At 69.6% G+C, this 24,785-nt stretch carries 19 protein-coding genes and 1 tRNA gene; 13 read left to right on the top strand and 7 right to left on the bottom strand.

Going from position 1 to position 24,785, the window contains the following annotated elements:
• Positions 1-145: 145 nt before the first annotated feature.
• The gene (gene hutH, locus ACK4K7_RS10460) at positions 146-1,669 is read left to right on the top strand and encodes a histidine ammonia-lyase (protein WP_431865803.1); all 1,524 of its coding nucleotides are present in this window, start codon (positions 146-148) and stop codon (positions 1,667-1,669) included.
• Positions 1,670-1,675: 6 nt separating this feature from the next.
• Here hutH and ACK4K7_RS10455 read toward each other — a convergent pair whose 3' ends face one another.
• Positions 1,676-2,158, bottom strand: a complete 483-nt coding sequence (locus tag ACK4K7_RS10455; protein WP_431865802.1) for a hypothetical protein — start codon at positions 2,156-2,158, stop codon at positions 1,676-1,678.
• Positions 2,159-2,417: 259 nt separating this feature from the next.
• On the opposite strand from ACK4K7_RS10455, the gene ACK4K7_RS10450 reads away from it, so the two are divergent.
• The gene (locus ACK4K7_RS10450) at positions 2,418-6,017 is read left to right on the top strand and encodes a PAS domain-containing protein (protein WP_431865800.1); all 3,600 of its coding nucleotides are present in this window, start codon (positions 2,418-2,420) and stop codon (positions 6,015-6,017) included.
• A gap of 92 nt (positions 6,018-6,109) precedes the next feature.
• On the top strand, positions 6,110-7,939 hold the full coding sequence (locus ACK4K7_RS10445; RefSeq protein WP_431865798.1) for a monovalent cation:proton antiporter-2 (CPA2) family protein: 1,830 nt from the start codon (positions 6,110-6,112) through the stop codon (positions 7,937-7,939).
• A 41-nt stretch (positions 7,940-7,980) separates the two neighbouring features.
• Here ACK4K7_RS10445 and ACK4K7_RS10440 read toward each other — a convergent pair.
• A tRNA-Gln gene (locus ACK4K7_RS10440) sits at positions 7,981-8,054 on the bottom strand.
• Between the two features lie 185 nt (positions 8,055-8,239).
• Between ACK4K7_RS10440 and ACK4K7_RS10435 the strand changes: the two genes are divergently transcribed.
• Positions 8,240-9,295, top strand: a complete 1,056-nt coding sequence (locus ACK4K7_RS10435; RefSeq protein WP_431865796.1) for a Ppx/GppA phosphatase family protein — start codon at positions 8,240-8,242, stop codon at positions 9,293-9,295.
• A complete protein-coding gene (locus tag ACK4K7_RS10430; protein WP_431865795.1) occupies positions 9,292-9,954 on the top strand; it encodes an RlmE family RNA methyltransferase in 663 nt (220 codons plus the stop codon). Before ACK4K7_RS10435 ends, ACK4K7_RS10430 begins: the two co-directional genes overlap by 4 nt.
• A gap of 9 nt (positions 9,955-9,963) precedes the next feature.
• Here ACK4K7_RS10430 and ACK4K7_RS10425 read toward each other — a convergent pair whose 3' ends face one another.
• The 4 genes from ACK4K7_RS10425 to ACK4K7_RS10410 all read right to left on the bottom strand — a co-directional run bounded on the left by ACK4K7_RS10425 (position 9,964) and on the right by ACK4K7_RS10410 (position 15,181).
• Positions 9,964-10,299: a DUF3592 domain-containing protein gene (locus ACK4K7_RS10425; RefSeq protein ID WP_431865794.1), complete on the bottom strand. Its 336-nt coding sequence runs from the start codon at positions 10,297-10,299 to the stop codon at positions 9,964-9,966.
• 75 nt (positions 10,300-10,374) lie between these two features.
• Positions 10,375-11,070 carry a DsbA family protein gene (locus ACK4K7_RS10420; protein ID WP_431865793.1) on the bottom strand — a complete coding sequence of 232 codons (696 nt, stop codon included), beginning with the start codon at positions 11,068-11,070 and terminating at the stop codon, positions 10,375-10,377.
• Positions 11,070-12,455, bottom strand: a complete 1,386-nt coding sequence (locus ACK4K7_RS10415; RefSeq protein ID WP_431865791.1) for a M48 family metalloprotease — start codon at positions 12,453-12,455, stop codon at positions 11,070-11,072. The genes ACK4K7_RS10420 and ACK4K7_RS10415 overlap by 1 nt, the downstream gene beginning before the upstream one ends.
• A 107-nt stretch (positions 12,456-12,562) precedes the next feature.
• Complete coding sequence (locus ACK4K7_RS10410; RefSeq protein ID WP_431865789.1) at positions 12,563-15,181, bottom strand: Rne/Rng family ribonuclease; 2,619 nt, start codon at positions 15,179-15,181, stop codon at positions 12,563-12,565.
• Positions 15,182-15,658: 477 nt separating this feature from the next.
• Between ACK4K7_RS10410 and ACK4K7_RS10405 the strand changes: the two genes are divergently transcribed.
• The 4 genes from ACK4K7_RS10405 (at position 15,659) to ACK4K7_RS10390 (ending at position 21,105) form a co-directional block, all read left to right on the top strand.
• Entirely contained in the window at positions 15,659-16,507 is an 849-nt protein-coding gene (locus ACK4K7_RS10405) for an N-acetylmuramoyl-L-alanine amidase family protein (protein ID WP_431865787.1), read from the top strand.
• A gap of 112 nt (positions 16,508-16,619) precedes the next feature.
• A complete protein-coding gene (locus ACK4K7_RS10400; RefSeq protein ID WP_431865785.1) occupies positions 16,620-19,187 on the top strand; it encodes a penicillin-binding protein 1A in 2,568 nt (855 codons plus the stop codon).
• Between the two features lie 114 nt (positions 19,188-19,301).
• On the top strand, positions 19,302-20,429 hold the full coding sequence (prfB, locus tag ACK4K7_RS10395) for a peptide chain release factor 2 (RefSeq protein ID WP_431865783.1): 1,128 nt from the start codon (positions 19,302-19,304) through the stop codon (positions 20,427-20,429).
• A gap of 55 nt (positions 20,430-20,484) precedes the next feature.
• Complete coding sequence (locus ACK4K7_RS10390) at positions 20,485-21,105, top strand: class I SAM-dependent methyltransferase (RefSeq protein ID WP_431865782.1); 621 nt, start codon at positions 20,485-20,487, stop codon at positions 21,103-21,105.
• A gap of 9 nt (positions 21,106-21,114) precedes the next feature.
• On the opposite strand, the gene ACK4K7_RS10385 is transcribed toward ACK4K7_RS10390, so the two are convergent.
• Positions 21,115-21,471, bottom strand: a complete 357-nt coding sequence (locus ACK4K7_RS10385) for a hypothetical protein (protein WP_431865780.1) — start codon at positions 21,469-21,471, stop codon at positions 21,115-21,117.
• A 121-nt stretch (positions 21,472-21,592) separates the two neighbouring features.
• On the opposite strand from ACK4K7_RS10385, the gene ACK4K7_RS10380 reads away from it, so the two are divergent.
• Genes ACK4K7_RS10380 through ACK4K7_RS10365 form a run of 4 tightly spaced genes read left to right on the top strand, consistent with a single transcriptional unit; the run spans position 21,593 to position 24,785 of the window.
• Positions 21,593-22,387 carry a thymidylate synthase gene (locus ACK4K7_RS10380; protein ID WP_431865814.1) on the top strand — a complete coding sequence of 265 codons (795 nt, stop codon included), beginning with the start codon at positions 21,593-21,595 and terminating at the stop codon, positions 22,385-22,387.
• Complete coding sequence (locus ACK4K7_RS10375) at positions 22,384-22,872, top strand: dihydrofolate reductase (protein ID WP_431865778.1); 489 nt, start codon at positions 22,384-22,386, stop codon at positions 22,870-22,872. Before ACK4K7_RS10380 ends, ACK4K7_RS10375 begins: the two co-directional genes overlap by 4 nt.
• Positions 22,873-22,908: 36 nt before the next feature.
• Complete coding sequence (locus ACK4K7_RS10370; protein WP_431865776.1) at positions 22,909-23,835, top strand: bifunctional riboflavin kinase/FAD synthetase; 927 nt, start codon at positions 22,909-22,911, stop codon at positions 23,833-23,835.
• Entirely contained in the window at positions 23,832-24,785 is a 954-nt protein-coding gene (locus ACK4K7_RS10365) for a glycerophosphodiester phosphodiesterase family protein (protein ID WP_431865774.1), read from the top strand. The genes ACK4K7_RS10370 and ACK4K7_RS10365 overlap by 4 nt, the downstream gene beginning before the upstream one ends.

Here is a 24,785-nt window from a genome sequence, read left to right as displayed (position 1 = left end):
CCCTCGTGGAGGAAAAGGGAGATGGGGGGGGGGGGGGGAAGGGAGGGGGGGGGGGGGGGGGGGGGGGTTCTCCCCCCCCCCCCCCCCGCGCGCCTGCGGCGCGCACCCCCCACCCCAACCCCTCGTCCGCAAGGGGGGAGGGGCGATGAAGCAGCTATCCCTCACCCCCGGCACCGTCACCCTCGCCGACCTCCGCGACGTCTGGGCCGGAGCGCCCATCGAACTCGCCCCCGCCGCCTGGCAGGCGATCGACGCGGCTTCGGAGGCGATCGCTCGGATCGTCGCGTCCGGCCGCACCGTCTACGGCGTCAACACCGGCTTCGGCCTGCTCGCCCAGACCCGCATTCCGGCCGACCGGCTGGCGGAGCTCCAGACCAACCTTATCCTCTCGCACAGCTGCGGCCTCGGCGAGGCGCTGGAGCCGCGCGTCGTGCGGTTGATCATCGCGCTGAAGGCGATCGGCCTGGGCCGCGGCCATAGCGGCGTGCGCAGGATCGTGGTCGAACGGCTGCTGGCGCTGCTCGAGGCCGATGCGCTGCCCGTCATCCCGGCGCAGGGATCGGTCGGCGCGTCGGGCGATCTCGCGCCGCTCGCCCATCTCGCCGCCGCCATGCTGGGCGAAGGGCTGATCCAGCTCGGCGACGAGTTGCTCCCGGCCGGGCAAGCGCTCGCCCGTCTCGGCCTCGAGCCGCTGCAGCTCGGCCCCAAGGAGGGGCTGGCGCTCATCAACGGCACCCAGGTCTCGACCGCGCTCGCGCTCGACGCCCTCTTCGCGGGCGAGCGCGTGTTCGCCTCCGCCCTGCTGGCCGGAGCGCTGTCGACCGACGCCCTGAAGGGCACCGACGCCGCCTTCGACCCCCGCATCCATGCGGCGCGCGGGCAGCCGGGCCAGATCGACGTGGCCGAAGTGCTGCGCGGCCTGCTGGAGGGAAGTGAGATCCGCCGCAGCCACGACAGCTGCGAGCGGGTGCAGGACCCCTACAGCTTCCGCTGCCAGCCGCAGGTGATGGGCGCGAGCCTTGACCTCATCCGCGCCGCCGCCCGCACGCTGGAGATCGAGGCGAATGCCGTCACCGACAATCCCGTCCTGTTCCCGGACGCGGACGACAGTTTGTCGGGCGGCAATTTCCATGCCCAACCGGTCGCCTTCGCGGCCGACATGCTCGCCATGGCGCTGTGCGAGGTGGGATCGATTTCGGAGCGGCGCACCGCCGTCCTGGTCGATCCGAAGATGAGCGGGCTCCCGCCTTTCCTGATCGAGGACAGCGGGGTCAATTCCGGCTTCATGATCGCGCAGGTGACCGCGGCAGCCCTGGTGTCGGAGAACCGCACCCTCGCCTTCCCGGCCAGCGTCGATTCCATTCCCACGTCGGCCGGCCAGGAAGACCATGTGTCGATGGCGACCCATGGCGCGATGAAGGCGCGGCGGATCGCCGCCAATGCGGCGGGCGTGATCGGCGTGGAGCTGCTCGCGGCCGCGCAGGGGATCGATTTCCACGCGCCGCTCACGTCGTCGCCTCCGCTCCACGCCACCTGGACCGCGATCCGCGCCGACGTGCCGCGCCACGACAGGGACCGCTACCTCGCCGGCGATCTCGCCTGGGCGAAGAGGACGGTGCTGGACGGCGGTCTTTCGGGGGATGTCGAGCGGCGGCTGTTCGCGCGCTGAGGCGGATCAGCCGAAAAAGGCCGGTTCCCCGCTCATCGTGGTGAGCTGCGGCTCCGCCTCTTCCTCGCGGCGCGGAATCGCGACGATCTCGTCCTCCTCTTCCGAAGGGGCGAGGCCGGTGCCCTCGTAACCCGCGGCCGAGCAGAGCCGGCGCCAGTCGATCACGCGGATGCGGTGGAGATCGGGCGCGATGTCGCGCGATAAGGCGAACAGCGCCAGCACCCGCTTCACCTTGCCGAGCCCGATGCCGAGCGCGTCGGCCAGGCGTGCGCGGTCGACGCGGAAGCTCGCATCCGGGCCGAGCCGCGTGCCGAGTTCGCACAGCAGAAAGGCGATCCGGCGCCGCGGCGGGCAGGCGCCGGGATGCGCGGCGCGCTCCGCCTTCACCGCCGCCTTGAACGCCGCTTCGAACCGGGGATCGCGAGCGGCGTCCTCCAGCGCGATCGGGTGGCGCGGGAAGGAACGGGAGGGGTGGAAACGGGTCGCCACGGGAGAAGCTCCTGCATCCGGGCGGCACCCGGGCGGCGCCGCTTCGTCAACAGTATCAACCGCCTAGGATGATCTACGTTCCTCGGATTCGTCCTGATCGAAATCAGTGACGGAATGCGGCGCGCTGGCAAAGGAACCCGCGCGCGGTCTCTCGGTTACCTACACGCCCGCGGCGGCGGCCGCGCGGCGGGGAACTTGCTCCAGTCCGTGCGGGAAGTTAGGCGGCGTGGCTTCACGAAAGAGGAACCTCGGGACCGGCATGGCCGACGATCACGTTCACTCCGGCAGCCTCGCATCGAACGACAAGGGTGGAACCATCCACCTCGCCGGCGGCGGAGAGGCCGGCAAGCTGATCCGGGCGCACGACTGGGCGGCGACGCCGCTCGGTCCGCCGGCGGACTGGCCGCAGCCGCTCAAGACCCTGGTTGCGATCATGCTCGGCTCCAACCAGCCCATGTTCGTCGCCTGGGGCGAGCAGCGGACCTTCCTTTACAACGATCCCTATGCCGAGATCCTCGCCGGCAAGCACCCGGCGATCGGGCGCGACTTCCTCGACGTGTGGCACGAGATCAGGGACGACCTGGTGCCGATCGTCGAGCAGGCCTATCGCGGCGAGCCGGTGCAGATGGACGACATCCAGCTCATCATGCACCGCCGTGGCTATCCGGAGGAGACCCACTTCTCCTTCTTCTATTCGCCCGTGCGCGACGAGGCGGGCGAGGTGCGGGGCCTGTTCTGCGCCTGCACCGAGATCACCGGCCAGGTGCTGGCCGAGCGCCGGGCGGGAGCCGAGCGGGAGCGGCTGAGGCTTATGCTGCAGCAGATGCCCGGCTTCGCCGCCCTGCTCGCCGGGCCCGAGCATTGCTTCGATTATGTGAACGACGCTTATGTGGAGCTCGTCGGCGCGCGCGACATCGTCGGCCGAACCGCGCGCGAGGTGTTCCCGGACGTGGTGGACCAGGGCTTTTTCGACCTGCTCGACAAGGTCTATCGAAGCGGCGAAGCCTTTACCGGACGGGCGGTGCCGATCCGCCTCGCCAACCGCGGCGAGCCGCGCTTCCTCGACCTGCTCTATCATCCGATCAAGGGCGACGACGGATCGGTGATCGGCATCTTCGCCGGCGGCTACGACGTCACCGACCGGGTCCGGGGCGAGCAGGATCTGCGGGCCAGCGAAGAGCGATTCCGCGGCGTGCTCGAAACCGCCATCGACGGCATGATGGTGCTCGAATCGGTACGGGCGGCGAACGGAGACATCGAGGATTTCCGCATCCTCTTCGCCAACGAGGCGGCGGGAAGGATCGCGCAGCGGAACTCCGCCGAGCTGATCGGCAAGCTGCTGCTGGAGGAAGGACCCGGCAATCGCGAGACCGGCCTGTTCGACGCTTATTGCCGCGTGGTCCAGACGGGAGAACCCTGGACCGGCGAGTTGCGCTACCAGCATGAGGGGCTCGACATCTTCGTCCGGATCGCGGCGGCCAAGGTCGGCGACGGTTTCGCCGTGTCCTTCGCCGACGTGTCGGAGAGCCGCCGCGTCGAGGAGCGGGTGCGCGAGGCGGCGGAGCGGGTCCAGCTGGCGCTCGACGCCGGCGCCATCATCGGCACCTGGGTGTGGGACGTGCCGGTCGACCACCTCACCGCCGACGGCCGCTTCGCCGACTCCTTCAACCTCGATCCCGAGCGCTGCCGGACCGGCCTCCCGCTCGGCGACGTGATGGACTCCATTCACGAGGAGGACCGGGCAAGCGTGGTGGCGGCGATCGAGGAGTCGCTGGAGCGCGGCGGGCCGTATCGCTGCCAATATCGGGTCCGCCACCGCAACGGCGACTATCGCTGGGTCGAAGCCAATGGCCATGTCGAGCACGGCGCGGACGGCAAGCCGCTGCGCTTCCCCGGCGTGCTGCTCGACATCGAGCAGCGCCGCGCCGTCGAGGCGGAGCGCGACCGCGCCATGGCGCTGCTGCGCACCTTCACCGCCGCCGTCCCGGGCGTCGTCTATGCCAAGGACCGTGAAGGGCGGATGCTGGTCGCCAATCGCGGCACGGCCGAATTGATCGGCAAGGATCCCGAGGAGTTCATCGGCCGCACCGACCTAGAAGTGCTCGACGACAAGGAGCAGGCGCGGGCCATCATGGCCAACGACCGGCGCATCATGGAATCGGGGAAATTGCAGCAGCTCGAGGAGGAGGTCCGCCTTGCCGACGGTACCCCCGCCGTCTGGCTGTCCACCAAGGCGCCGCTTCTCGACGATGCAGGCAAAGTGATCGGCCTGATCGGTTCCTCGATCGACATCACCGCCCGCAAGCGCGCCGAGGCGGCGCTCGCGGAGAGCGAGGCCGCGCTTCGCAAGTTCAACGAGACGCTGGAAGCGCAGGTGGCGGAGCGGACCGCTGAACGGGACCGGACCTGGCGGCTCAGCAAGGACATGTTCGCCATCTGGGGCATGGACGGCGTGCTGCAGCGAGCCAATCCGGCATGGACCTCGATCCTCGGCTTCCGCCCGGAAGAAGTGGAAGGCCGCCACCACAGCGAACTCAAGCATCCCGATGACCGGGCCAGGGGCGAGGAGGCGCTCGCCCGGCTGGCCGAAGGTGCCGCGATCGCCGGCTTCGAGGACCGCTACTGCCACAAGGACGGCAGCTGGCGCTGGATCTCCTGGTCTGCCTCCGCGCCCGAGCGCGACCTCATCTACGCCGTGGGCCGGGACGTGACCGCCGAGAAGGAACGGCAGGCCGAACTCGAAAAGGCGCAGGAGGCGCTGCGCCAGGCCCAGAAGCTGGAGGCGATGGGCACGCTCACCGGCGGCGTGGCGCATGATTTCAACAACCTGCTGACGCCGATCCTCGGCGGGCTCGACATGCTGCAGCGCCGGGGGTTCGAGGATCCGCGCGTCGCCCGGCTCGTCGACGGCGCGCTGCAATCAGCCGAACGCGCCAAGACGCTTGTCCAGCGCCTGCTCGCCTTCGCGCGGCGCCAGCCGCTCCAGCCGACCGCCGTCGATCTGGGGGCGCTGGTGGAGGGCATGGCGGACCTCGTCGCCAGCACGTCCGGCCCGCGCGTCCGGGTCGCGACCGAGATCGCGCCGGGGCTGCCGCCGGTCCGCGGCGACCAGAACCAGCTTGAAATGGCGATCCTCAACCTCAGCGTGAACGCGCGCGACGCGATGCCGGAGGGCGGTTCCCTCACCATCGCCGCCCGGATCGCCGAGGCCGAGAGCGTCGCGGCGCGCAAGCTGCCGCCTGGCGCCTATGCGCTCCTGTCGGTGGCGGACACCGGCACCGGCATGGACGAGGAAACGCTCGCGCGGGCGATCGAGCCCTTCTTCTCCACCAAGGGAATCGGCCGCGGCACTGGCCTCGGCCTGTCGATGGTCCACGGCCTTGCCTCGCAGCTCGGCGGGGCGCTCTCCATCCGCAGCCGGCCAGGCGTCGGCACCTGCGTCGAGCTTTGGCTGCCGGTCGCGTCCGGCGAAGCGCGCCCCGCCGAAGCCGCGCCCGAGGAGCCGGTGCGGACCGGCGCCGGCAAGGCGCTGCTCGTGGAAGACGAGGAGCTGGTGCGGGCGAGCACCGCCGACATGCTGACCGAGCTCGGCTTCGAAGTGATCGAGTCGAGTTCGGCCGAGGAGGCGCTGAAGCTGATCCGCGACGGGCTGAAGCCGGACGTTCTGGTGACCGACCATCTGATGCCCGGCATGAGCGGGGCCGAACTGGTGCGGACGCTCGACACGCTGCGACCCGGCACCAAGGCCCTCATCGTGTCCGGTTATGCCGAAGACGGCGGCATCGATCCGGACCTGCCGCGCCTCACCAAGCCGTTCCGCCAGGCCGAACTCGCCTCGGCTCTCGCCGATCTGAACTAGCCCCCGGCCGGTTTCACGCCGCCCACAAGGTCCCTTGCGGTTGCGGGGGTTTTGCGGTCAGGTGGGGCACAGGGACCGGACGGGGGATCGGGATGGCCGGCGAAGCGGGCATCGGCTTGGGCACTGCGGTGATCCTGCTCGGCGCGGCCGTGGCGGCGGTGCCGCTGTTCCGCCGGCTCGGCCTCGGATCGGTGCTCGGCTATCTGGCCGCCGGTCTCGTCATCGGCCCGTTCGGGCTGCAGTTGATCACCGACCCGATCACCCTGCTCCACGTCGCCGAGCTCGGCGTCGTCATGTTCCTGTTCATCATCGGCCTCGAAATGCGTCCGGCCAAGCTGTGGGCGCTCAGGCGCGACATTTTCGGTCTCGGCGCCGCCCAGGTGCTGGTGTGCGGCGCGCTGCTGTCGGTGCTGGCGATGCTGGGCGGCTTTTCCGCGCCCGTCGCGATCGTCGGCGCGATGGGCTTCGTCCTCTCCTCCACCGCGGTGATCATGCGAATGCTGGAGGAACGCGGCGAGACGCCGACGCCGGCCGGCCAGCGGGCGATCTCGATCCTGCTGCTGGAGGATCTCGCCATCGTTCCGCTGCTCGCCATGGTGGCTTTGTTCGCCGCTTTCGTCGGCGGCGCGGCGGCCGGGGACCAGCCGATGCTGATGAGCATCGGCATCGCCATCGGTGCGGTGGCCGCTTTGGTCGCGGCGGGGCTGTGGCTGCTCAATCCGCTGTTCGCCATCCTGGCGCGCAGCGGCGCCCGCGAAGTGCTGACCGCCGCGGCGCTGCTGGTGGTGCTGGGGACCGCGCTGGCGATGGAATATGCGGGCCTGTCGATGGCGATGGGCGCCTTCCTCGCCGGCGTCCTGCTGTCCGAATCGACCTTCCGCCACCAGCTGGAAGCGGACATCGAGCCGTTCCGCGGCATCCTGCTCGGCCTCTTCTTCCTCAGCGTCGGCATGGCGCTCGATCTCGACGTCGTCACGGCCGAATGGCGGCTGGTGATGGTCGGCGTGGTCCTGGCGATGATCGTCAAGGCGGCCGGCATCTACGCCACCGCGCGCCTGTTCGGCGCGAGCGGCGACGAGGCGGTGCAGCGGGCGGCCCTGTTCGCCCAGGGCGGCGAATTCGCCTTCGTCCTCTACGCGGCGGCGCTCGGCGCGGGCATCTTCGATGCCGCCACCGCCGCCTTGATGACGGCGATCGTGATCCTGTCGATGGCGCTCACCCCGCTCCTCCTGCCGCTGATCGCGCGGCTGCGCAGACCGGCCGAGCCGTCGCTCGCCGGGGTGGATCGGCCGGAGGGACTCAAAGGCAACGTCCTCTTCATCGGCTTCGGCCGGTTCGCGCAGGTGGTGAGCCAGCCCCTGCTCGCCCGCTGCGTCGAACTGTCGCTGATCGAGGTGGACGTGGAGATGATCCGCGCGGCCGGCAATTTCGGCTTCAAGGTCTATTATGGCGACGGCACCCGGCTCGACGTGTTGAGGGCCTCGGGCGCCGAGCGGGCCGAGGCGATCCTCGTCTGCGTGGACAAGCCCGAGGTGGCGGACCGGATCGTCGAGCTCTGCAAGTCCGAATTCCCGCTCGCCAAACTCTACGTCCGCGCCTTCGACCGCGGCCATGCGCTGCGGCTCATCCAGGCGGGCGTCGACTATCAGGTGAGGGAAACCTTCGAATCGGCTCTGGTGTTCGGCCGCTCCGTCCTCCTCGGCCTCGGCCATGACGAGGAAGTCGCCGACGAGGCGATCGCCGACGTGCGGCGCCGCGATACCGAACGGCTGGAACTGCAGCTTGCCGGCGGGCTGACGGCCGGACGGTGGCTGCTGCGCGGCAACATGCAGACGCCCGAACCCGCGCCGCTGACGACGCCCCCGCGCGAAGCCGAGCCGCTCAACCCCGAAGCCTCGCGCATCATCAAGGACGAGCGCTAGGCCTGGACAGCCTTGGACCGGCGAGCGGGTCTGTCGGGAGGTGGATGCCCCGCGAGGATTCGAACCTCGATTGACGGAGTCAGAGTCCGTAGTCTTACCATTAGACGACGGGGCAGCGGTGAGGCCGCGACATAGGCAGGGGCGCCAGCGCGGTCAAGGGCTTCCGCGCCGCTCCTCGCGACCTTGCCGATACCGCCTTTCGGCGGCGTTCTTGCCGGGGGAGCCGGGCTTATGTACATTGGCGGCAAGTCAATGGGCGGCCCCGCGCCGCCTGAAACGAGAACATAAGAGTATTTGCCAATGGCGCAGCAAGCCGCGACGGCTCCGCAAGCGCCGGGACAAGGCCCGGTTCCTGCGGCCCACGCCCCGCCCTCCTTCCGGCCGAGGGCACCCCGACACACCTATGGCGCGCTCGATCTCGGCACCAACAATTGCCGGCTTCTGATCGCGCGTCCGGCCGAGGAAGGATTCGTCGTCGTCGACGCCTTTTCGCGGGTGGTGCGGCTCGGCGAAGGGCTGGCCGCCAGCGGCCGGATCAGCGAGGAGGCGCAGGACCGCGCGGTCGCCGCCCTCCAGGTCTGCGCCGACAAATTGCGCCGCCGCCGCGTCAGCCTCGCCCGCTCGGTCGCGACCGAAGCCTGCCGCCGCGCCGTCAACGGCCGCCACTTCGTCGAGCGGGTGAAGCGGGAGACCGGCATCGCGCTCGACATCATCTCGCCGGAGGAAGAGGCGCGGCTCGCCATGCTCGGCTGCCACCGCCTGCTCGAGCCCGGCGACGGTCCCGCGCTCATCTTCGACATCGGCGGCGGATCGACCGAGCTCGTGCTGGTCGACACCGACGGCGGCGACACGCCGCGCATCAAATGCTGGTGGTCGGCGCCATGGGGCGTCGTCTCGCTGACCGAGAGCGAAGGCACGCGCTTCGCCGATCCCGACGAAAGGCTCGCCGCCTTCGTGCGCATGCGCGAAAAGGTGCGCCATTCCTTCCGCCGCTTCGCCGAACTCCTGCCGGCGGAGAAGAACGACATCAGGCTGATGGGCACCAGCGGCACCGTCACCACGCTGGCCAGCGTCCATCTGGCCTTGCCGAGCTACGACCGGCGGCAGATCGACGGGCTGATGGTGCCGGCAAGCGCGATGCGCGGGATCAGCGAGATGCTGTCGCGCATGGATCATGAGGCGCGCTCCGCCCTCCCCTGCATCGGATCGGAGCGGGCCGACCTGGTGGTCGCCGGCTGCGCCATTCTGGAAGCGATCATGGACATCTGGCCCGCCCCGACGCTCGGTATCGCCGACCGCGGCATCCGCGAAGGCATCCTGCGCTCGCTGATGGCGCGGGACGGCCACGCGATATGAGCCGCGCCGGGGACAAGGGCCTGAAGCAACGGGTCCGCACCGCCAAGGGGCGGAAGATCGGCTCGACCCGCTGGCTGGAGCGGCAGCTCAACGACCCTTATGTGAAGCGCGCCAAGGCGGAGGGCTATCGCTCGCGCGCCGCCTACAAGCTGATCGAACTCGACGAGCGCTTCCACTTCCTGAAGGGCGTGCGCCGTGTCGTCGATCTCGGCATCGCGCCCGGCGGCTGGACGCAGGTGGTGCGGCAGAAGGCGCCGCAGGCGAGCGTCGTCGGCATCGACCTCTTGCCCACCGATCCGATCGAGGGGGCGGAAATCCTGCAGATGGACTTCATGGACGAACAGGCGCCCGACCGGCTGAAGGCGGCGCTGGGCGGCACGGCCGACCTCGTCCTGTCCGACATGGCGGCGAACACGGTCGGCCATCCGCAGACCGACCATCTGCGCACGATGGGCCTGGTGGAGGCCGGCCTGCTGTTCGCCACCGAGGTGCTGGAGCCCGGCGGCGCCTTCGTCGCCAAGGTTCTGGCGGGCGGCGCCGACAGCGGCCTCGTCGCCGAGCTCAAGCGCCGCTTCACCACCGTCAAGCACGCCAAGCCCCCGGCGAGCCGCAAGGGCTCGTCCGAATGGTATGTGGTGGCGCAAGGCTTCAAAGGCTGAAGGCGCGCCTCAGCCGCCGCAGGGCTCCTGCTCGCGGATGTCGGCGACGACCGGGTCTTCGGGATTGAAGCAGATGCGCACCTGCTGCCCCTGGCGGTAGCTTTCGCGCTGGTCGCCATAGAGGCTGGCCTGCGCCGCCACCGGAGCGCCGCCCGCTTCGAAGCTGAACTCGACGGTCGTCTCTTCGCTATTGTCCTCGCGGTCGCGCACCAGCGTGACGTTGGTGACGGTCGCCACGCCCTCCGCCGTCATGCTCGCCCGGCGCTGGTTCTCGAAATGGATGGCGATGGCGATCACGACGCCGATCCCGCCGAAGATGAGCAGGAGCTTGACCCAGCTTTTCACGCGATTTCCCCCTGAACGAAGTGGTTTGCGGCCACTGTACAGAGCAGATGAAGCTGCTCAAGGGGCTTTACGGCGTCAATTCCGCCGCGCGGCGCCGATCGCCTCTTTCAGCACCTCGTAGCCCACCGCGCCGCGAAACACCTGGTCGCCCACCACGAAGGTCGGGGTGCCGTTGGCGCGCAGCGCCTCGGCGAGCTGGTAGTTGCGGCGCAGCTCCTGCTCATAGGCCGGCGTGAGCGTCGGCTCGGGCAGGTTGACGGCCGCGCGGGCGGCGGCGATCGTCTCGGCGCTCGGCCGGCCGAGCTCGAACAGCCGCTCGTGGAAAGCCTTGAAGCGGCCCGCCTCGGCGGCCGCGAGACTCGCCACCGCCGCTTCCTCGCTGGCGGGGCCCAGCACCGGGAATTCGCGCCACACCACCTTGAGCTTCGGATCCTCGGCGATCAGCCGCTCGACCACCGGGTTCATCTGCCGGCAGAAGCCGCAGGCATAATCGTAGAATTCGACGAGCACGACATCGGCGTCCGCCGCCCCCGCCCAGGCGCCGTGGAACGGCGTCTCGAGCGCGGCGCGGTTCTGCTCGACCGCCTGCGCCGTCTCGCGCTGCTGCAGCCGCTCCATCGCCTCGGGCAGCACTTCGGGATGTTCGAGGAGGTAGGAGCGGACGAAATAGCCGGACGCGGCCGCCATCGCGACGGCGCCGATCAGCACGCCGACGAGGCCGGCCAGCGCCGCCATCCACCATCCGGCCGCGGCCGGGCGCCCGTCGGCCATCAACGGCGCCTTCTCTCGCGCTCGACCTCGGTACGGGCGACCATGGCGATGTCCTGCGCGCGCAGCCAGTCGGCGGTGCCGGTGGGAAGACCGCGCAGCGCATGTTCGGCATTGGCGAGCGCGAGGCGGTTCTGTCCCTGCAGGCTGTAGCGCTCCGCCGTTGCCAGCGCGGCGCGGGAGGCGTCGCCTTCGCGATCGTAGATGATGCCGAGCTGGTACCAGGCGAAGGGATTGGAATTGTCGCGCACCACCGCGTTTCGGAGGATGCGCTTGGCCTCCTCGAAATATTGCGGGTCCTCGGTCGCGATCAGCGCATGGCCGAACATCGAGGCGATGAGCGGCTGGTCGGGCGCCAGCCGCACCGCTTCGCGCAACGACGCGAGCGCCTCGCGCGGCTTGCCCGATTCGAGCAGGACCTGGCCCTTGAGCTCCAGGAAATAGGGATCGTCCGGCGCTTCGGCGAGCAGGCTCTCGACCTCCGCCAGCGCCTTCTGCGGGTGCGCGCTCTTGTGCCATGCATAAGCGCGGGCATAGCGCGCCGGGATCGAGCGGTCGGTCTCCGGATAGCGGATCATCGTATGCCGCGGCTCGTCGACATAGCCGGACAGCTTCGCCTTCACGCGCTGGAACCGGGCTTCGAGCAGCGGATCGGTGGGCGTGTCCCAGGCGGGATCGTTCTTGTAGAGATGTTCCAGCGCCGCCAGCCGCTCGCGGTTCAGCGGGTGGGTGCGGGCATAGCCGTTGTCCTGCGGGATCGCGAGGCGATATTCCTGGTTCTGCAGCCGTTCGAAGAAAGCGAGCGACCCGCGGCCGCTGACGCCGGCCTTGCTGAGATAGGAGGCGCCGGCCTGGTCGGTGCGCGATTCCTGCTCGCGCGAGAAAGCGAGGAAGCGGTGGACCGCCATCTGCTGGCCCGCCGCCATGATTCCGGCGCCCGCCTCGCCGGCGCCCGCCGCCATCGCCGCCGCGCCGAGCAGCAGCGACAGCAAGGTGATGCCGGTCGCGACGCGGATGCCTTCGCCGATGCGGATCGAGTGGCCGCCGGCGATATGGCCGATTTCGTGGGCGATGACCCCCTGCACCTCGTTGGCGTTGTCCGCCGAGGTGATGAGGCCGGAATGGATGTAGACGTTCTGGCCGGTGGCGACGAAGGCGTTGATCGACGGATCATGGATGAGGACGAGGTTGACGTCCTCCGGCCTCAAATTCGCCGCCTCGATCAGCGGCTTCGACATGTCGCGCAGCACCGCCTCCGTCTCGGCATCGCGCAGGATCGACTGCGCCATGGCGGGTTGAGCGAGGGTGGCGAAGCTCAGCGCGATGAGCATCGTCAGGCGGGCGAGGAAATTGGCCGCTGGAAGGCGCCGTGTCGATGCGTGAGCCATGGTCCCGCCTATCCCCCCGAATGCCTGAACCGCGGATTAAAAAGGCGCCTCCGCACGGCTGCCGAAGCGGCCGGCGGAGGCGCGATCCCGTTTGAAAAACAAGGCGATCAGCCGCCGAAGGTGCGCTGCCACCAGCCGCGCCGCGGCGGGCCGGCGGGCGCCGCTTCGGCATCGTTGGCGGCCTCGGTCCCGGCCGGCTCGTCGGCCTGACGCTCCAGCACCGGAGCCTCCGGCGGACGCGGCGCTTCGGCCTCGGCGGCGGGTGCTTCGGCCGTGGGGGCGTCGGCATCGGCCGTCTCCGGTTCCGCCTTGCGGCGGCTACGGCGGCGGCGTGCCGGCTTCTCCTCGGCTTCGGCCGTTTCCGCCGGAGCTTCAGGAGCGGCTTCCGGCGCGGCTTCCGCCGGAGCTTCGGACGCCGCTTCCGGTGCCGGCTCGGCGTCCGCCTTGCGGCGGCGGCTGCGCTTGGGCTTGGCGGGCGCTTCCTCGGCGGCCGGCGCTTCGGCCTGGGCTTCGGCTTCGGACGTCACCGGCTCGGCAGCCGGCGCTTCGGCGGGAGCTTCGGCAGCCTCCGCCTCGGCGTCCCGCTTCCGGGCACGGGGGCGGCGGCGGCCCTTGCGCGGCTGCTCCTCGTCGGCCGGAGCCTGCTCGGCCGCGTCCACGGCCGTCTCGGCGGGCGCTTCACCGCCCTCTTCGGCCGGCGCATCGGCGGCGTCCTGCCGCTCCTCCTGATCCCGGCCCTCGTCGGAGCGGCCGTTTTCGTCGCGATCGCCCTCCTCGCGGCCCCGACGGCGTCCGCCGCGGCGGCCGCGACGGCGACGGCGGCGGCGGCTTTCGGCCTCGCTCTCCTCCCGCTCGCGGCGCTCGCTGGAGCGCTCCTCGCGCGGCGCCGCTTCGGCGGGCGCCTCGTCCTCTTCCTCTTCTTCCTCCTCGTCCTCGACGATGTCGTCCGCGAGGTCCTCTTCCTCGACCAGCGGCGTCTGGACCGGCGGAAGGCGCGGACGCTCGGGCCGCGGTCCGACCGATTCGACGCTCATCTTCGCGCCCTCGAAGCCTTCGTCGATCAGCACTTCGACGACGACGCCGTAGCGCGCCTCGATCTCGCCGATTTCGCCGCGCTTCTTGTTGAGGACGTAGATCGCCGCCTCGCGCCCGGCGCGCAGGATGATCCGGCTGCCGCGGCCGCGCGCCGCTTCGTCCTCCAGCATGCGCAGGGCCGACAGGCCCGCCGAGGCGGCGGTGCGCATCAGGCCGCTGCCCTCGCAATGCGGGCAAGGCTTGGTCGAGGCTTCGAGCACGCCGGTACGCAGCCGCTGGCGGCTCATCTCCATCAGGCCGAAGGAGGAGATGCGGCCGACCTGGATGCGGGCGCGGTCGTTCTTCAGCGCCTCCTTCATCGCCTTTTCGACTTTGCGGACATGGCCGTTCGATTCCATGTCGATGAAGTCGATGACGACGAGGCCCGCCATGTCGCGGAGGCGAAGCTGGCGCGCGATCTCGTGCGCGGCCTCGATATTGGTCGCGTAGGCGGTCTGCTCGATATTGTGCTCGCGCGTCGACCGGCCGGAGTTGATGTCGATCGACACCAGGGCCTCGGTCGGGTTGATGACCAGATAGCCGCCCGATTTCAGCTGCACGACCGGCTGGTACATGCCGGACAATTGGTCCTCGACCCCGAAGCGCTGGAACAGCGGCACCGGGTCGGCATATTGCTTCACCCGCCGCACATGGCTCGGCATCAACAGCTTCATGAAGGCGCGGGCGGCGCGATAGCCCTCCTCGCCTTCCACCATCACCTCGTCGATGTCGCGGTTGTAGATGTCGCGGATCGCCCGCTTGATGAGATCGCTGTCGCCGTAGATCAGCGCCGGCGCGGAGCTTTGCAGCGTCCGCTCGCGGATCTCGTCCCACAGCCGGGCGAGATAGTCGAAATCGCGCTTGATCTCGGTCTTGGTGCGGCTGAGGCCGGCGGTGCGGACGATGCAGCCCATCGTCGCCGGCAGGTTCAGTTCGCCCATGATCTGCTTCAGGCGCTTGCGGTCGGCGCCGTTCGAGATCTTGCGGCTGATCCCGCCGCCATGGCTGGTGTTGGGCATCAGCACGCAATAGCGGCCGGCGAGCGAGAGATAGGTGGTGAGGGCGGCGCCCTTGTTGCCGCGCTCTTCCTTCACGACCTGGACGAGCAGCACCTGACGGCGGCGGATCACGTCCTGGATCTTGTAGCGGCGGCGCAGATTCTGGCGCTTGCGGCGCAGCGTCTCGGCCGCGCTCTCCTCGCTGGCGCTTTCGGCTTCCTCGGGCGCGGCGGGGGCGTGTTCGTCGCCCTCCTCATCCTCGCCGGATTCGCCGCCGCCATTGTCGACCTCGATCACGCCGTCGGCGGCTTCTTCCGCTTCCTCGGCCTCGATCTCGGCGGCGCGCAGCCGCGCTTCCTCGGCCGCGTGCTCGGCCTCCTCGCGGAGCAGCGCCTCGCGGTCCTCCTTCGGGATCTGGTAGTAGTCCGGGTGGATTTCCGAAAAGGCCAGGAAGCCGTGGCGGTTGCCGCCATAATCGACGAAGGCCGCCTGCAGCGACGGCTCCACCCTGGTTACCTTTGCGAGATAGATATTCCCTTTGAGCTGCTTGTGCTCGGCGGATTCGAAATCAAATTCCTCGATCCGGCTTCCCTTGACCACGGCCACCCGGGTTTCTTCCTGGTGGCGCGCGTCGATCAACATGCGCATCGTCATTTACATCACTCCACGCGCGCGTCGCCGCCTGGGTGGCCTCACCGAAAAGATACATGGATGAAGTGCCGCTCAGTGCCGCGCGAGGCGCGCGTTCGAATATGGACCGCCGCGCGGCGCGGTGCGCACGCGCGAAAATTGTCCGGGTTGAAACGAATTGGTTTGCCTCTGCTGCTCGCGGCGGGCCGGCCAGATGTGCCGGCCGCGTAGCCCCGCCGTCCACGCCGATACCCGTGAGGGGGCGTAGCTGAGCGGGGGAAAAATGCCTCATGCAGCGTCAACCTAGAATGCCGGCTGTCAGGGAGCCGGCGCGAAATCGCACGGCCGATCGCCGAAGTTGACCGCAGTCGTATCGATCTTTCGTACCGTGGCCCCGTGCTAGCACCGCTGTTGCCGAGCGGCAACTGCAAAGGGCCGCGCCGGCCGTATATATGCGCATTTCACTGGACCAGCGGGGGCCGGGGGCGCCAAAACGGCGGCATGACGTTCCTTTTCGCCTATCTCGCGGCCCTGCTCGGCTTCGGCCAGCCCGCGCCCGCGGGAGAGGAGCCGGCCTTCACCGTCGAGCTTGAGCCGCTACCCGGCGACACGGCGGACCTGCCGCCGGTGACGCCCGCGCGTGGCGAGAATCCGCCGCTGGTGGTGATCGATCCCGGCCATGGCGGCAAGGATCCGGGCGCCACCTCCCCCTTCGGCGGCCTTCTGGAAAAGCATGTGACGCTGGCGATCGCCCGCCAGATCCGGGACGAGCTGGCCGCATCCGGGCGGGTGCGGGCGGCGCTCACCCGCGACGACGACCGCTACCTCGTCCTCCAGGAACGCTATGAGATCGCGCGCCGCCTGGGGGCGGACCTGTTCATCTCGATCCATGCCGACGCCGCGCCCCACAATGACGGCGCGCGCGGCGCCACCATCTACACCTTGTCCGAAGTCGCGTCCGACCGGCAGGCGGCGCTGCTCGCCCAGCGGGAAAATGCCGCCGACCTGATCGGCGGCGCGCGGCTCAGCCCCGATCCCAACGTCAACATGATCCTCATCGACCTCGCCCAGCGCGAGAGCATGAACGTGTCGGCCGAGTTCGCGCGCCTTCTCCACCGCGAGGCGGCGCCGATCTTCCCGTTCCGGCCCGAATGGCACCGCTTCGCCGCGCTCGTCGTGCTGAAGGCGCCGGACATCCCCTCGATCCTGTTCGAATCGGGCTATCTCACCAATCCGGTGGACGTCGCCTATATCAGCTCGCCGGACGGGCAGCGGCAGATCGCGACCGGCATGCGCCAGGCGATCGAGGCCCATTTCGCCCGCCGCTTCCTCGCGCAGCAGGCCCGCTGATCGAAAATCCTCCCCATCGCCTGCGGCGACAGGGAGGATTGGTGCCGCTAAGCTTCGGTACATCCACGCCATGCTTCACCCGCGCGGACCGATGGGCTAGAGCCTTGATGCAATGAGTGCCGACACCGCAGATCCGGGACAGCCGGAACGTTTCACCCTTCATCACGACGCCGGTAGCGCCTTGGGGCGCGGCTGGCGCGCGTTCCGGCGCCTGATGGGCAGGCGCTGGGCGAAGATCCTCGCCGTGCTGATCGCGCTGCCGATCCTCGCATACTTCATCCTGTGGCTGCTGTTCGCGCGCGGCCTGCCGTCGGCCGAGACCCTGCTCACCTACGAGCCGGCCTTGCCCACCACGGTGCGCGACATCGACGGCGAACCGGTCCACCAGTTCGCCCGCGAGCGCCGGGTGGAGCTCGACTTCGCCGAATATCCGCCGCAGCTCATCAACGCCTTCATTTCGGCCGAGGACCGCAACTTCTTCAGCCATGGCGGCCTCGATTATGCGGGCCTCGCCGGCGCGGTGGTCGACTATGTCTCCAAGGTCGGCTCCGGCGAGCGCGCCCGCGGCGGATCGACCATCACCCAGCAGGTGGCGAAGAACCTGCTGCTGGGCGACGAATATTCGATCACCCGCAAGATCCGCGAGGCGTTCCTCGCCCGCCGGATCGAGAATGTGCTCAGCAAGGAGCAGATCCTCGAACTCTATCTCAACCAGATCTTCCTCGGCCGGAACGCCTATGGCGTGCAGTCCGCCTCGCGCGCTTATTACGACAAGGACGTCGATCAGCTCGCGCTGCACGAAATGGCCTATCTCGCCATCCTCCCCAAGGCGCCGAGCAACTACCATCCCGAACGCCATACGGAGCGCGCGCTCGCCCGCCGCAACTACGTCCTCGCGCAGATGGAGCGGAACGGCTTCATCTCCGCGCAGGAGCGCGCCGCCGCCGACGCGATGCCGCTCGGCACCGTGCGCGGCCCGCGCGAGAGCATCCGCAACGTCGGCGGCTATTTCGTCGAGGAGGTGCGCCGCACCCTCGTCCAGCAATATGGCGAGGATGCCGACGACGGCCCGTCCAGCGTCTATGCCGGCGGCCTGTGGGTGCGGACCTCGCTCGATCTCGACATGCAGGACGCCGCCCAGACGGCGCTTCGCGACGGGCTGCTGCGCTACGACCGCGGACGCGGCTGGCGCGACCCGGGCCTCACCATCCCGATCGACGGGGATTGGCAGCGGCAGCTGAGCGCCGCCGATTACGGCGTCGGCTATGACGAATGGCGCGCGGCCGTCGTCCTGTCGAAGGAAAGCGGATCGGCGACGATCGGCTTCACCGACGGCACCACCGGCCAACTGCCCGCCGGCAACGCCGCCATGCCCAAGCGCGGCACCGGTCAGAGCGCGTTCCAGGCGCTGCGCCCGGGCATGGTGATCGCGGTCGCCGAACAGGGCGGTGCCTGGGGCCTGCGCTCCGTTCCCGAAATCTCCGGCGGCTTCGTCGCTCAGGAAGTCGCCACCGGCCGCGTGCTCGCCATGCAGGGCGGCTGGGACGTGCGGGGCGGCGAATGGTTCAACCGCGCCACCCAGGCGCAGCGCCAGCCGGGCTCCACCTTCAAGCCGTTCGTCTATTCGGCCGCGCTCGACAACGGCATGACGCCCGCCTCGATCATCGTCGACGGACCCTTCTGCGTCTGGCAGGGCGCCGCGCTCGGCCAGAAGTGCTTCCGCAACTTCTCGGGCGGCAATGCCGGCCCACAGACGATGCGCTGGGGCCTCGAACAGTCGCGCAACCTGATGACGGTGCGCGCCGCCAACCAGGTCGGCATGGACAAGGTGGTGCGGCTCGCCGCGCGCGCCGGGCTCACCCAGGCCGACGGCACGCCCTACCCCGCCTATCTCTCCGTTTCTCTGGGCGCCGGCGACACCACCGTCATGAAGATGACCAACGCCTTCGCGATGCTGGCCAATCACGGCCGCGAGTTGACCCCGACCCTGATCGATTATGTGCAGGACCGGAACGGCAAGGTCATCCTGCGCGCCGACACCCGCTGCGCGGCGATGGAGAATTGCAACGCGCCCGATTGGGACGGCCGGCCGATGCCGCGGCCGCCGCTGCGCACCAAGCAGGTGATCGATCCGATGACCGCCTACCAGATGGTCCACATCCTGACCGGCGTCGTCGAACGCGGCACGGCGACCACCCTGCGCGACCTCAACCGGCCGCTGTTCGGCAAGACCGGCACCTCGACCGGCCCGACCAACGTCTGGTTCGTCGGCGGATCGGCCGACATCGTGGCGGGCGTCTATATGGGCTTCGATCAGCCGCGGCCGATGGGCGGATGGGCGCAGGGCGGCACGCTCGCCGCCCCGATCTTCAAGCAGTTCGCGCAAAAGGCGTTCGCCGACATGCCGGTGGTCCCCTTCCGCGCGCCGCAGGGCATCCGCATGGTGCGGATCGACCGTCGGTCGGGCCGGAAGGTGTTCGGCGCCTGGCCCAACGACGAGCCCCGCGCCGCCGTGATCTGGGAAGCCTTCAAGCCCGAGAGCGAGCCGCGCCGCACCATCCGCCGCGACGAGATCGCCCGTGAAGCCCGCCCCGCCCCGCGTCCCGCGGCGGCGCAGGCTCCACGCCAGGAACAGCCCGACGACAGCGATTTCTTGCAAAGCGAGGGTGGGATTTACTAGGCGCGGTTCCTAAGTCGCCCCGGCATCCGCCGGAGCCCGCCTTTTTCGTGTCCCGCGCCTCCGGCCGCCTTCCGCCGGACAGCGCTGGCATGACGCACAGTGGAGAGTGAGTTCATGCGCGCCGAAGCGCAAGCCTATGCCGATCAGATCAGGTCCGCCCTCGATCTCCTGCGCCGCTTCCTCGACTGGGACCGCGCGCTGCGGCGGCTCGACGAGCTCAACAACCGGGTCGAGGACCCGAACCTGTGGAACGACGCCAAGCAGGCGCAGGACGTGATGCGCGAGCGCCGCCGGCTCGACGAGGCGATCGGCGCCACCAAGGCGATCGAGCGCGAGCTGGAGGACACGGCCGAGCTCATCGAAATGGCCGAGGCCGAAGGCGACGCCGCGATGGTGGACGAGGCGGTGGCCGCCCTCGCCGCGCTCGCGGACCGGGCCGAGCAGGACAAGGTGAAGGCGCTGCTCGCCGGCGAGGCCGACGCCAACGACACCTATATCGAGATCAATGCCGGCGCCGGCGGCACCGAAAGCCAGGATTGGGCCGAGATGCTGCAGCGCATGTATACGCGCTGGGCCGAGCGCCACGGCATGAAGGTGGAGCTGGTCGACTATCATGCCGGCGAGCAGGCCGGCATCAAATCGGCCACCCTGCTGGTCAAGGGCGAAAACGCCTACGGCTATGCCAAGACCGAGAGCGGGGTGCACCGGCTGGTGCGAATCAGCCCCTATGATTCCAACGCCCGCCGCCACACCAGCTTCTCGAGCGTCTGGGTCTATCCGGTGATCGACGACAATATCGAGATCGACATCAACGAAGGCGACCTCAGGATCGACACCTACCGCGCCTCGGGCGCCGGCGGGCAGCATATCAACACCACCGATTCGGCGGTCCGCATCACCCATCTGCCGACCGGCATCGTCGTCCAGTGCCAGAACCAGCGTTCGCAGCACAAGAATCGGGCCGAGGCCTACAATCAGCTGCGCGCCCGGCTCTACGAACTCGAACTCCAGAAGCGCGAGGCCGAGGCCAACGCCACCGAGGCCACCAAGACCGACATCGGCTGGGGCCACCAGATCCGGTCCTACGTGCTGCAGCCCTATCAGCTGGTGAAGGACCTGCGCACGGGCGTCACCTCCACCGCCCCGTCCGACGTGCTGGACGGCGATCTCGACCGCTTCATGGCCGCCGCCCTGTCGCAGCGGGTGACCGGCGAGAAGGTCGAAGTCGAAGATGTGGACTAGGAGTCTCCTCCTCGTCCCCCTCCTCCTCACGTCCTGCCGCGACGCGGAGGACCCGATGGCCTTCCCCGCGCCGCAGCGGCCGGTCGCGCCGATCGTCTCCTCCCGCTACCTCAACGAGGACGCCCGCGACAGCGTCGGCGAGTTCGAGACGGTGGTGCAGCTCGCCGAAATCCGCGAAGGCATGTTCATCGCCGACATCGGCGCCGGCGAGGGCTATTATACCGTCCGCCTGGCGCCGCTGGTCGGCGAGGAGGGTCGGGTGCTCGCGCAGGACATCGTTCCCGCGACGCTCGAGGACCTCGGCAACCGCGTCCAGCGCGAGCGGCTCGACAATGTCGCGCTGAAGCTCGGCGAGCCCAACAATCCGCTGCTCCCCGAAGCCTCGTTCGACCGGGTGCTGATGATCCACATGTATCACGAGATCCAGCAGCCCTACGAGTTCATCTGGCACGTGCGCAGCGCCCTGAAGCGGGACGGCCGGGTGGTGGTGGTGGACGCCGACCGGCCGACCGACCGTCACGGCACCCCGCCCCGCCTTCTCGTCTGCGAATTCAGCGCCGTCGGCTACGAACTCACCCGCTTCGAGCGGCTGGCCGACACCGAAAGCTATTTCGCCCAGTTCGAAGCCCGCGGGCCTAAGCCTAACCCTCGCGACATCCCGGTCTGCCCGCTCTGACGGGGCGGCTCACAGCAGGTTGATCGCTCTGAGGCTGGTCGCGTCCTCGGCTTCGAAGATCAGCACGTCCTCCAGCCGGATCGCGAGGTCGCGGCAGATGGCGGCCAGCCGGCGCAGGTCGGCGCGCGCCGCTGCGTCCGGCGCGCCGCGCAGCCCCGCGACGATGCCGCGCGATCCGAGTTCCAGCGCCCGTTCAACCATCTCTCGCACGGGCAAGCCGTGCGCCGCGTCGGCGGCGTGGAGGCTGACGTGAATCGGGTGCCGCTCCTGGTCGAGATGCAGGATCGCGGCGCGCGGACCGGCCGCGCCTTCGAAGGCGTGCGCGATGAGATCGGCGGCCTGAGCTGCGTGCCGGACGGTGACCACGCCCGTCCATCTGCCATGCCGCGCCGCCGCCGGGGCAACAGATTGGTCCGGATTGGATACCGAAATGGAGAAGCGCGGCGCGGCCTTGGAATGCGCCGCCGCCCGCGCCATAGAAGGCCCGATGCAGGCCTATCACGATCTCCTCCGTCTGATCCTCGACCAAGGCGTCGAGCAGAAGGACCGAACCGGCGTCGGCACCCTTTCCGTCTTCGGCCACCAGATGCGCTTCGATCTCGAGCAGGGCTTCCCGCTCGTCACCACCAAGAAGCTCCACATCCGCTCGATTCTGATCGAGCTGCTGTGGTTCCTGCGCGGCGACACCAACGTGCGCTGGCTGCAGGAGAATCGCGTCAGCATCTGGGACGAATGGGCCGACGAGAAGGGCGATCTCGGCCCCGTCTACGGCAAGCAATGGCGCGACTGGGAGGGCCCCGGCGGCGAGCATATCGACCAGATCGCCAATCTCGTCGAACTCATCCGCCGCGACCCGGCCTCGCGCCGCCAGATCGTGTCCGCCTGGAACCCGGCGGAGCTGCACAGGATGGCGCTCGCCCCCTGCCACTGCCTGTTCCAGACCCAGGTCGCGGGCGGCAGGCTGAACCTGCAGCTTTACCAAAGAAGCGCGGACGTGTTCCTGGGCGTCCCGTTCAACATCGCCAGCTACGCGCTCCTCACCCACATGCTGGCGCAGCAATGCGGCCTCAGGCCCGGCACCTTCGTCTGGACGGGCGGCGACTGCCACCTCTACCTCAACCATCTCGACCAAGCCCGGCTGCAGCTCACCCGCGAACCGCGCCCGCTCCCTACCCTCGCCATCACCCGCAAGCCCGACGCGATCGACCAATATCGCTACGAGGATTTCGAGATCAGCGGTTACGATCCCCATCCGCACATCAAGGCGGAAGTCGCGGTGTGAGCCGGCCGGAGATCACCCTGGTCGTCGCCCGCGCCGCCAACGGCGTCATCGGGCGCGGGGGCAAGCTGCCCTGGCACATCCCGGAGGATCTGCGGCACTTCAAGGAAGTGACGATGGGCACGCCGATGATCATGGGCCGCAAGACCTTCGAAAGCCTGCCGGGCCTCCTCCCCGGCCGCCGCCACGTGGTCCTGACCCGCGATGCGGAGTGGCAGGCCGACGGCGCGGTCGTCGCGGCCACGCCCGACGAAGCGCTCGCGCGCGCCGCGGCGGATTATGTGTCGGTGATCGGCGGCGCGGAGATATTCGCGCTGTTCGAGCCGCACGCCGCGGCGGTCGAGCTGACCGAGGTGCACGCCCGGATCGAAGGGGACACGGTGATGCCGCCCTTCGATCCGGCGCGGTGGCACGAGGCGCTTCGGGTCGACCGGCCGGCCGAGGGCGGCCGTCCCGCCTTCAGCTTCGTGCGGCTGGAACGGCGCTGATTGTCCCTGTGTCCCCGCTCCCTTATAGGCGCGGCGATGGAGCGGCTTGACGGCGGCTCGGCGGTTCCCGGCCATCTGCGTGGCGGCATCGTCGCGCTCGGCAATTTCGACGGCTTTCACATCGGCCACCAGGCGGTGGTGGGCCGGGCGGTGACTCGCGCCAGGCTCGAGGGCAAGCCGGCGCTGGTCGCCACCTTCGATCCCCACCCGGTGCGCTTCTTCAAGCCGGACGTGCCGCCCTTCCGCCTCACCAGCCTCGACCAGCGCGAGCGCCTGTTCGCCGAGGCCGGCGCCGACGCGATGATCGTGTTCCGCTTCGACGCGGAGCTCGCCGGCGTCACCGCCACCGACTTCGTGACCGACTGGCTGGTCCGGCGGATCGGCGCGGCGGGCGTGGTGACGGGGGAGGATTTCACCTTCGGCAAGGCGCGCGGCGGCGACGTCGATCTCCTGAAGCTGCTTGGCCGGGTCAATCGGCTGTCGGTGGACGCGGTGGCGCCGGTCGGCGACGGGGAAGAGCCGGTCTCCTCCAGCCGCATCCGCGAGGCGCTTCGCGACGGGGATTGCGACACCGCGACGCGGCTCCTCACCCGCCCCTTCGCCATCGAGGGGGTGGTCGAACATGGCGACAAGCGAGGGCGTACGCTCGGCTATCCGACCGCCAACCTGTCGCTCGGCACCTATTTGCGGGCGCGATTCGGCATCTATGCGGTGCGCGGCCGGCTGGCGGACGGGACCGTGCTGGACGGAGCCGCCAATCTGGGCATCCGCCCCAGCTTCGATCCGCCGCGCGAGCTGCTCGAGCCTTATTTCTTTGACTTTGCGGGTGATCTTTACGGTAAGACCATCGAGGTTCAGCTGATCTCCTTCCTCCGGCCGGAGGAGAGATTCGAGGATATGGGGGCGTTGATGGCGCAGATGGAAGCGGATTGCGCGCGGGCGCGGGAGATCCTGCGGGCATGAAGAAGGGCAAGCTGCTGTTGCTGGCGCTCGCCGCCGTCGCCGTCATCCTCTCGCTGATGAACGCGAGCTGGATCGCGCCCGAGCCCCAGGGCGCGATGACCCGTATCGCCAATCGCGGCATCGCCCAACCGGTGCGGCCGGGCGAGGGCTGCGACGCCGCCCGGCTGGGGGAGAGCGACCATCCCTATATCGAAAACGCCCTCGCGGGCCTGCGCCGCGCGGCCAGCCTCGGCGCGCGCGGCGTGGCGGTGGACGTGCAGCCGACCGCCGACGGCCGGATGGTGGCGTTCCGCGATCCGACGCTCGACTGCCGCACCAACGGCACCGGGCCGGTGGCGGAGCGGACGCTGGCGCAGCTGAAGGCGCTCGACGCCGGCTGGGGCTACACGCCGGACGGCGAGAACTTCCCGCTGCGCGGCCGCGGCATCGGCGCGATCCCGACCGTGGAGGAAGTGCTGCAGGAGCTCGGCAGCTCCAACATCGTGTTCAACTTCGTGCGGGCAGAGCCCGGCGACGCCGATCTCCTGATGGCCGCCTTCCGCAATGCGGGCGTGGAACCGGACGGCCGGATCGGCTTTGTCGGCGATCCCGCCGTGGTGGCGCGGATGCAGACGCTGGCGCCGGAGGCCTGGGCGTTCGACCGGGCGGCGAGCGAGGCCTGCCGCGACGCCTATTTCGCGACCGGCTGGACCGGCATCGTGCCGGACCAGTGCCGCGGCATCACCGTCGCCCTCGATCTCGAGCAGCGCTGGCGCAATTGGGGGTGGCCCAACCGCTACCTGAAGCGGATGGCGGACGCCGGCACCCGCGTGATGCTGGTCCAGGGCTTCGACGCGAACGGCAGCCCCGTCGGCCTGACCGATGTGGCCCAGCTCCCGCTCGTCCCACGCCAGTTCAACGGCATGTTGTGGATCGAGGACATGCACGACGTCGGCCGCGCCATCCGCTGA

It is taken from the genome of Allosphingosinicella sp. (assembly GCF_046295735.1).
GTDB lineage: Bacteria > Pseudomonadota > Alphaproteobacteria > Sphingomonadales > Sphingomonadaceae > Allosphingosinicella.
Note: the sequence above shows the minus strand (reverse complement) of the source record. Positions and strands in the feature narration are given on the sequence as shown.

Excerpts from the sequence above, each read along its gene's own strand:
- hutH (WP_431865803.1), top strand. The coding sequence starts at position 146 with ATGAAGCAGCTATCCCTCACCCCCGGCACCGTCACCCTCGCCGACCTC.
- ACK4K7_RS10450 (WP_431865800.1), top strand. The coding sequence starts at position 2,418 with ATGGCCGACGATCACGTTCACTCCGGCAGCCTCGCATCGAACGACAAG.
- ACK4K7_RS10445 (WP_431865798.1), top strand. The coding sequence starts at position 6,110 with ATGGCCGGCGAAGCGGGCATCGGCTTGGGCACTGCGGTGATCCTGCTC.
- ACK4K7_RS10435 (WP_431865796.1), top strand. The coding sequence starts at position 8,240 with ATGGCGCAGCAAGCCGCGACGGCTCCGCAAGCGCCGGGACAAGGCCCG.
- ACK4K7_RS10430 (WP_431865795.1), top strand. The coding sequence starts at position 9,292 with ATGAGCCGCGCCGGGGACAAGGGCCTGAAGCAACGGGTCCGCACCGCC.
- ACK4K7_RS10420 (WP_431865793.1), bottom strand. The coding sequence starts at position 11,070 with ATGGCCGACGGGCGCCCGGCCGCGGCCGGATGGTGGATGGCGGCGCTG.
- ACK4K7_RS10415 (WP_431865791.1), bottom strand. The coding sequence starts at position 12,455 with ATGGCTCACGCATCGACACGGCGCCTTCCAGCGGCCAATTTCCTCGCC.
- ACK4K7_RS10410 (WP_431865789.1), bottom strand. The coding sequence starts at position 15,181 with ATGACGATGCGCATGTTGATCGACGCGCGCCACCAGGAAGAAACCCGG.
- ACK4K7_RS10405 (WP_431865787.1), top strand. The coding sequence starts at position 15,659 with ATGACGTTCCTTTTCGCCTATCTCGCGGCCCTGCTCGGCTTCGGCCAG.
- ACK4K7_RS10400 (WP_431865785.1), top strand. The coding sequence starts at position 16,620 with ATGAGTGCCGACACCGCAGATCCGGGACAGCCGGAACGTTTCACCCTT.
- prfB (WP_431865783.1), top strand. The coding sequence starts at position 19,302 with ATGCGCGCCGAAGCGCAAGCCTATGCCGATCAGATCAGGTCCGCCCTC.
- ACK4K7_RS10390 (WP_431865782.1), top strand. The coding sequence starts at position 20,485 with ATGGCCTTCCCCGCGCCGCAGCGGCCGGTCGCGCCGATCGTCTCCTCC.
- ACK4K7_RS10380 (WP_431865814.1), top strand. The coding sequence starts at position 21,593 with ATGCAGGCCTATCACGATCTCCTCCGTCTGATCCTCGACCAAGGCGTC.
- ACK4K7_RS10370 (WP_431865776.1), top strand. The coding sequence starts at position 22,909 with ATGGAGCGGCTTGACGGCGGCTCGGCGGTTCCCGGCCATCTGCGTGGC.
- ACK4K7_RS10365 (WP_431865774.1), top strand. The coding sequence starts at position 23,832 with ATGAAGAAGGGCAAGCTGCTGTTGCTGGCGCTCGCCGCCGTCGCCGTC.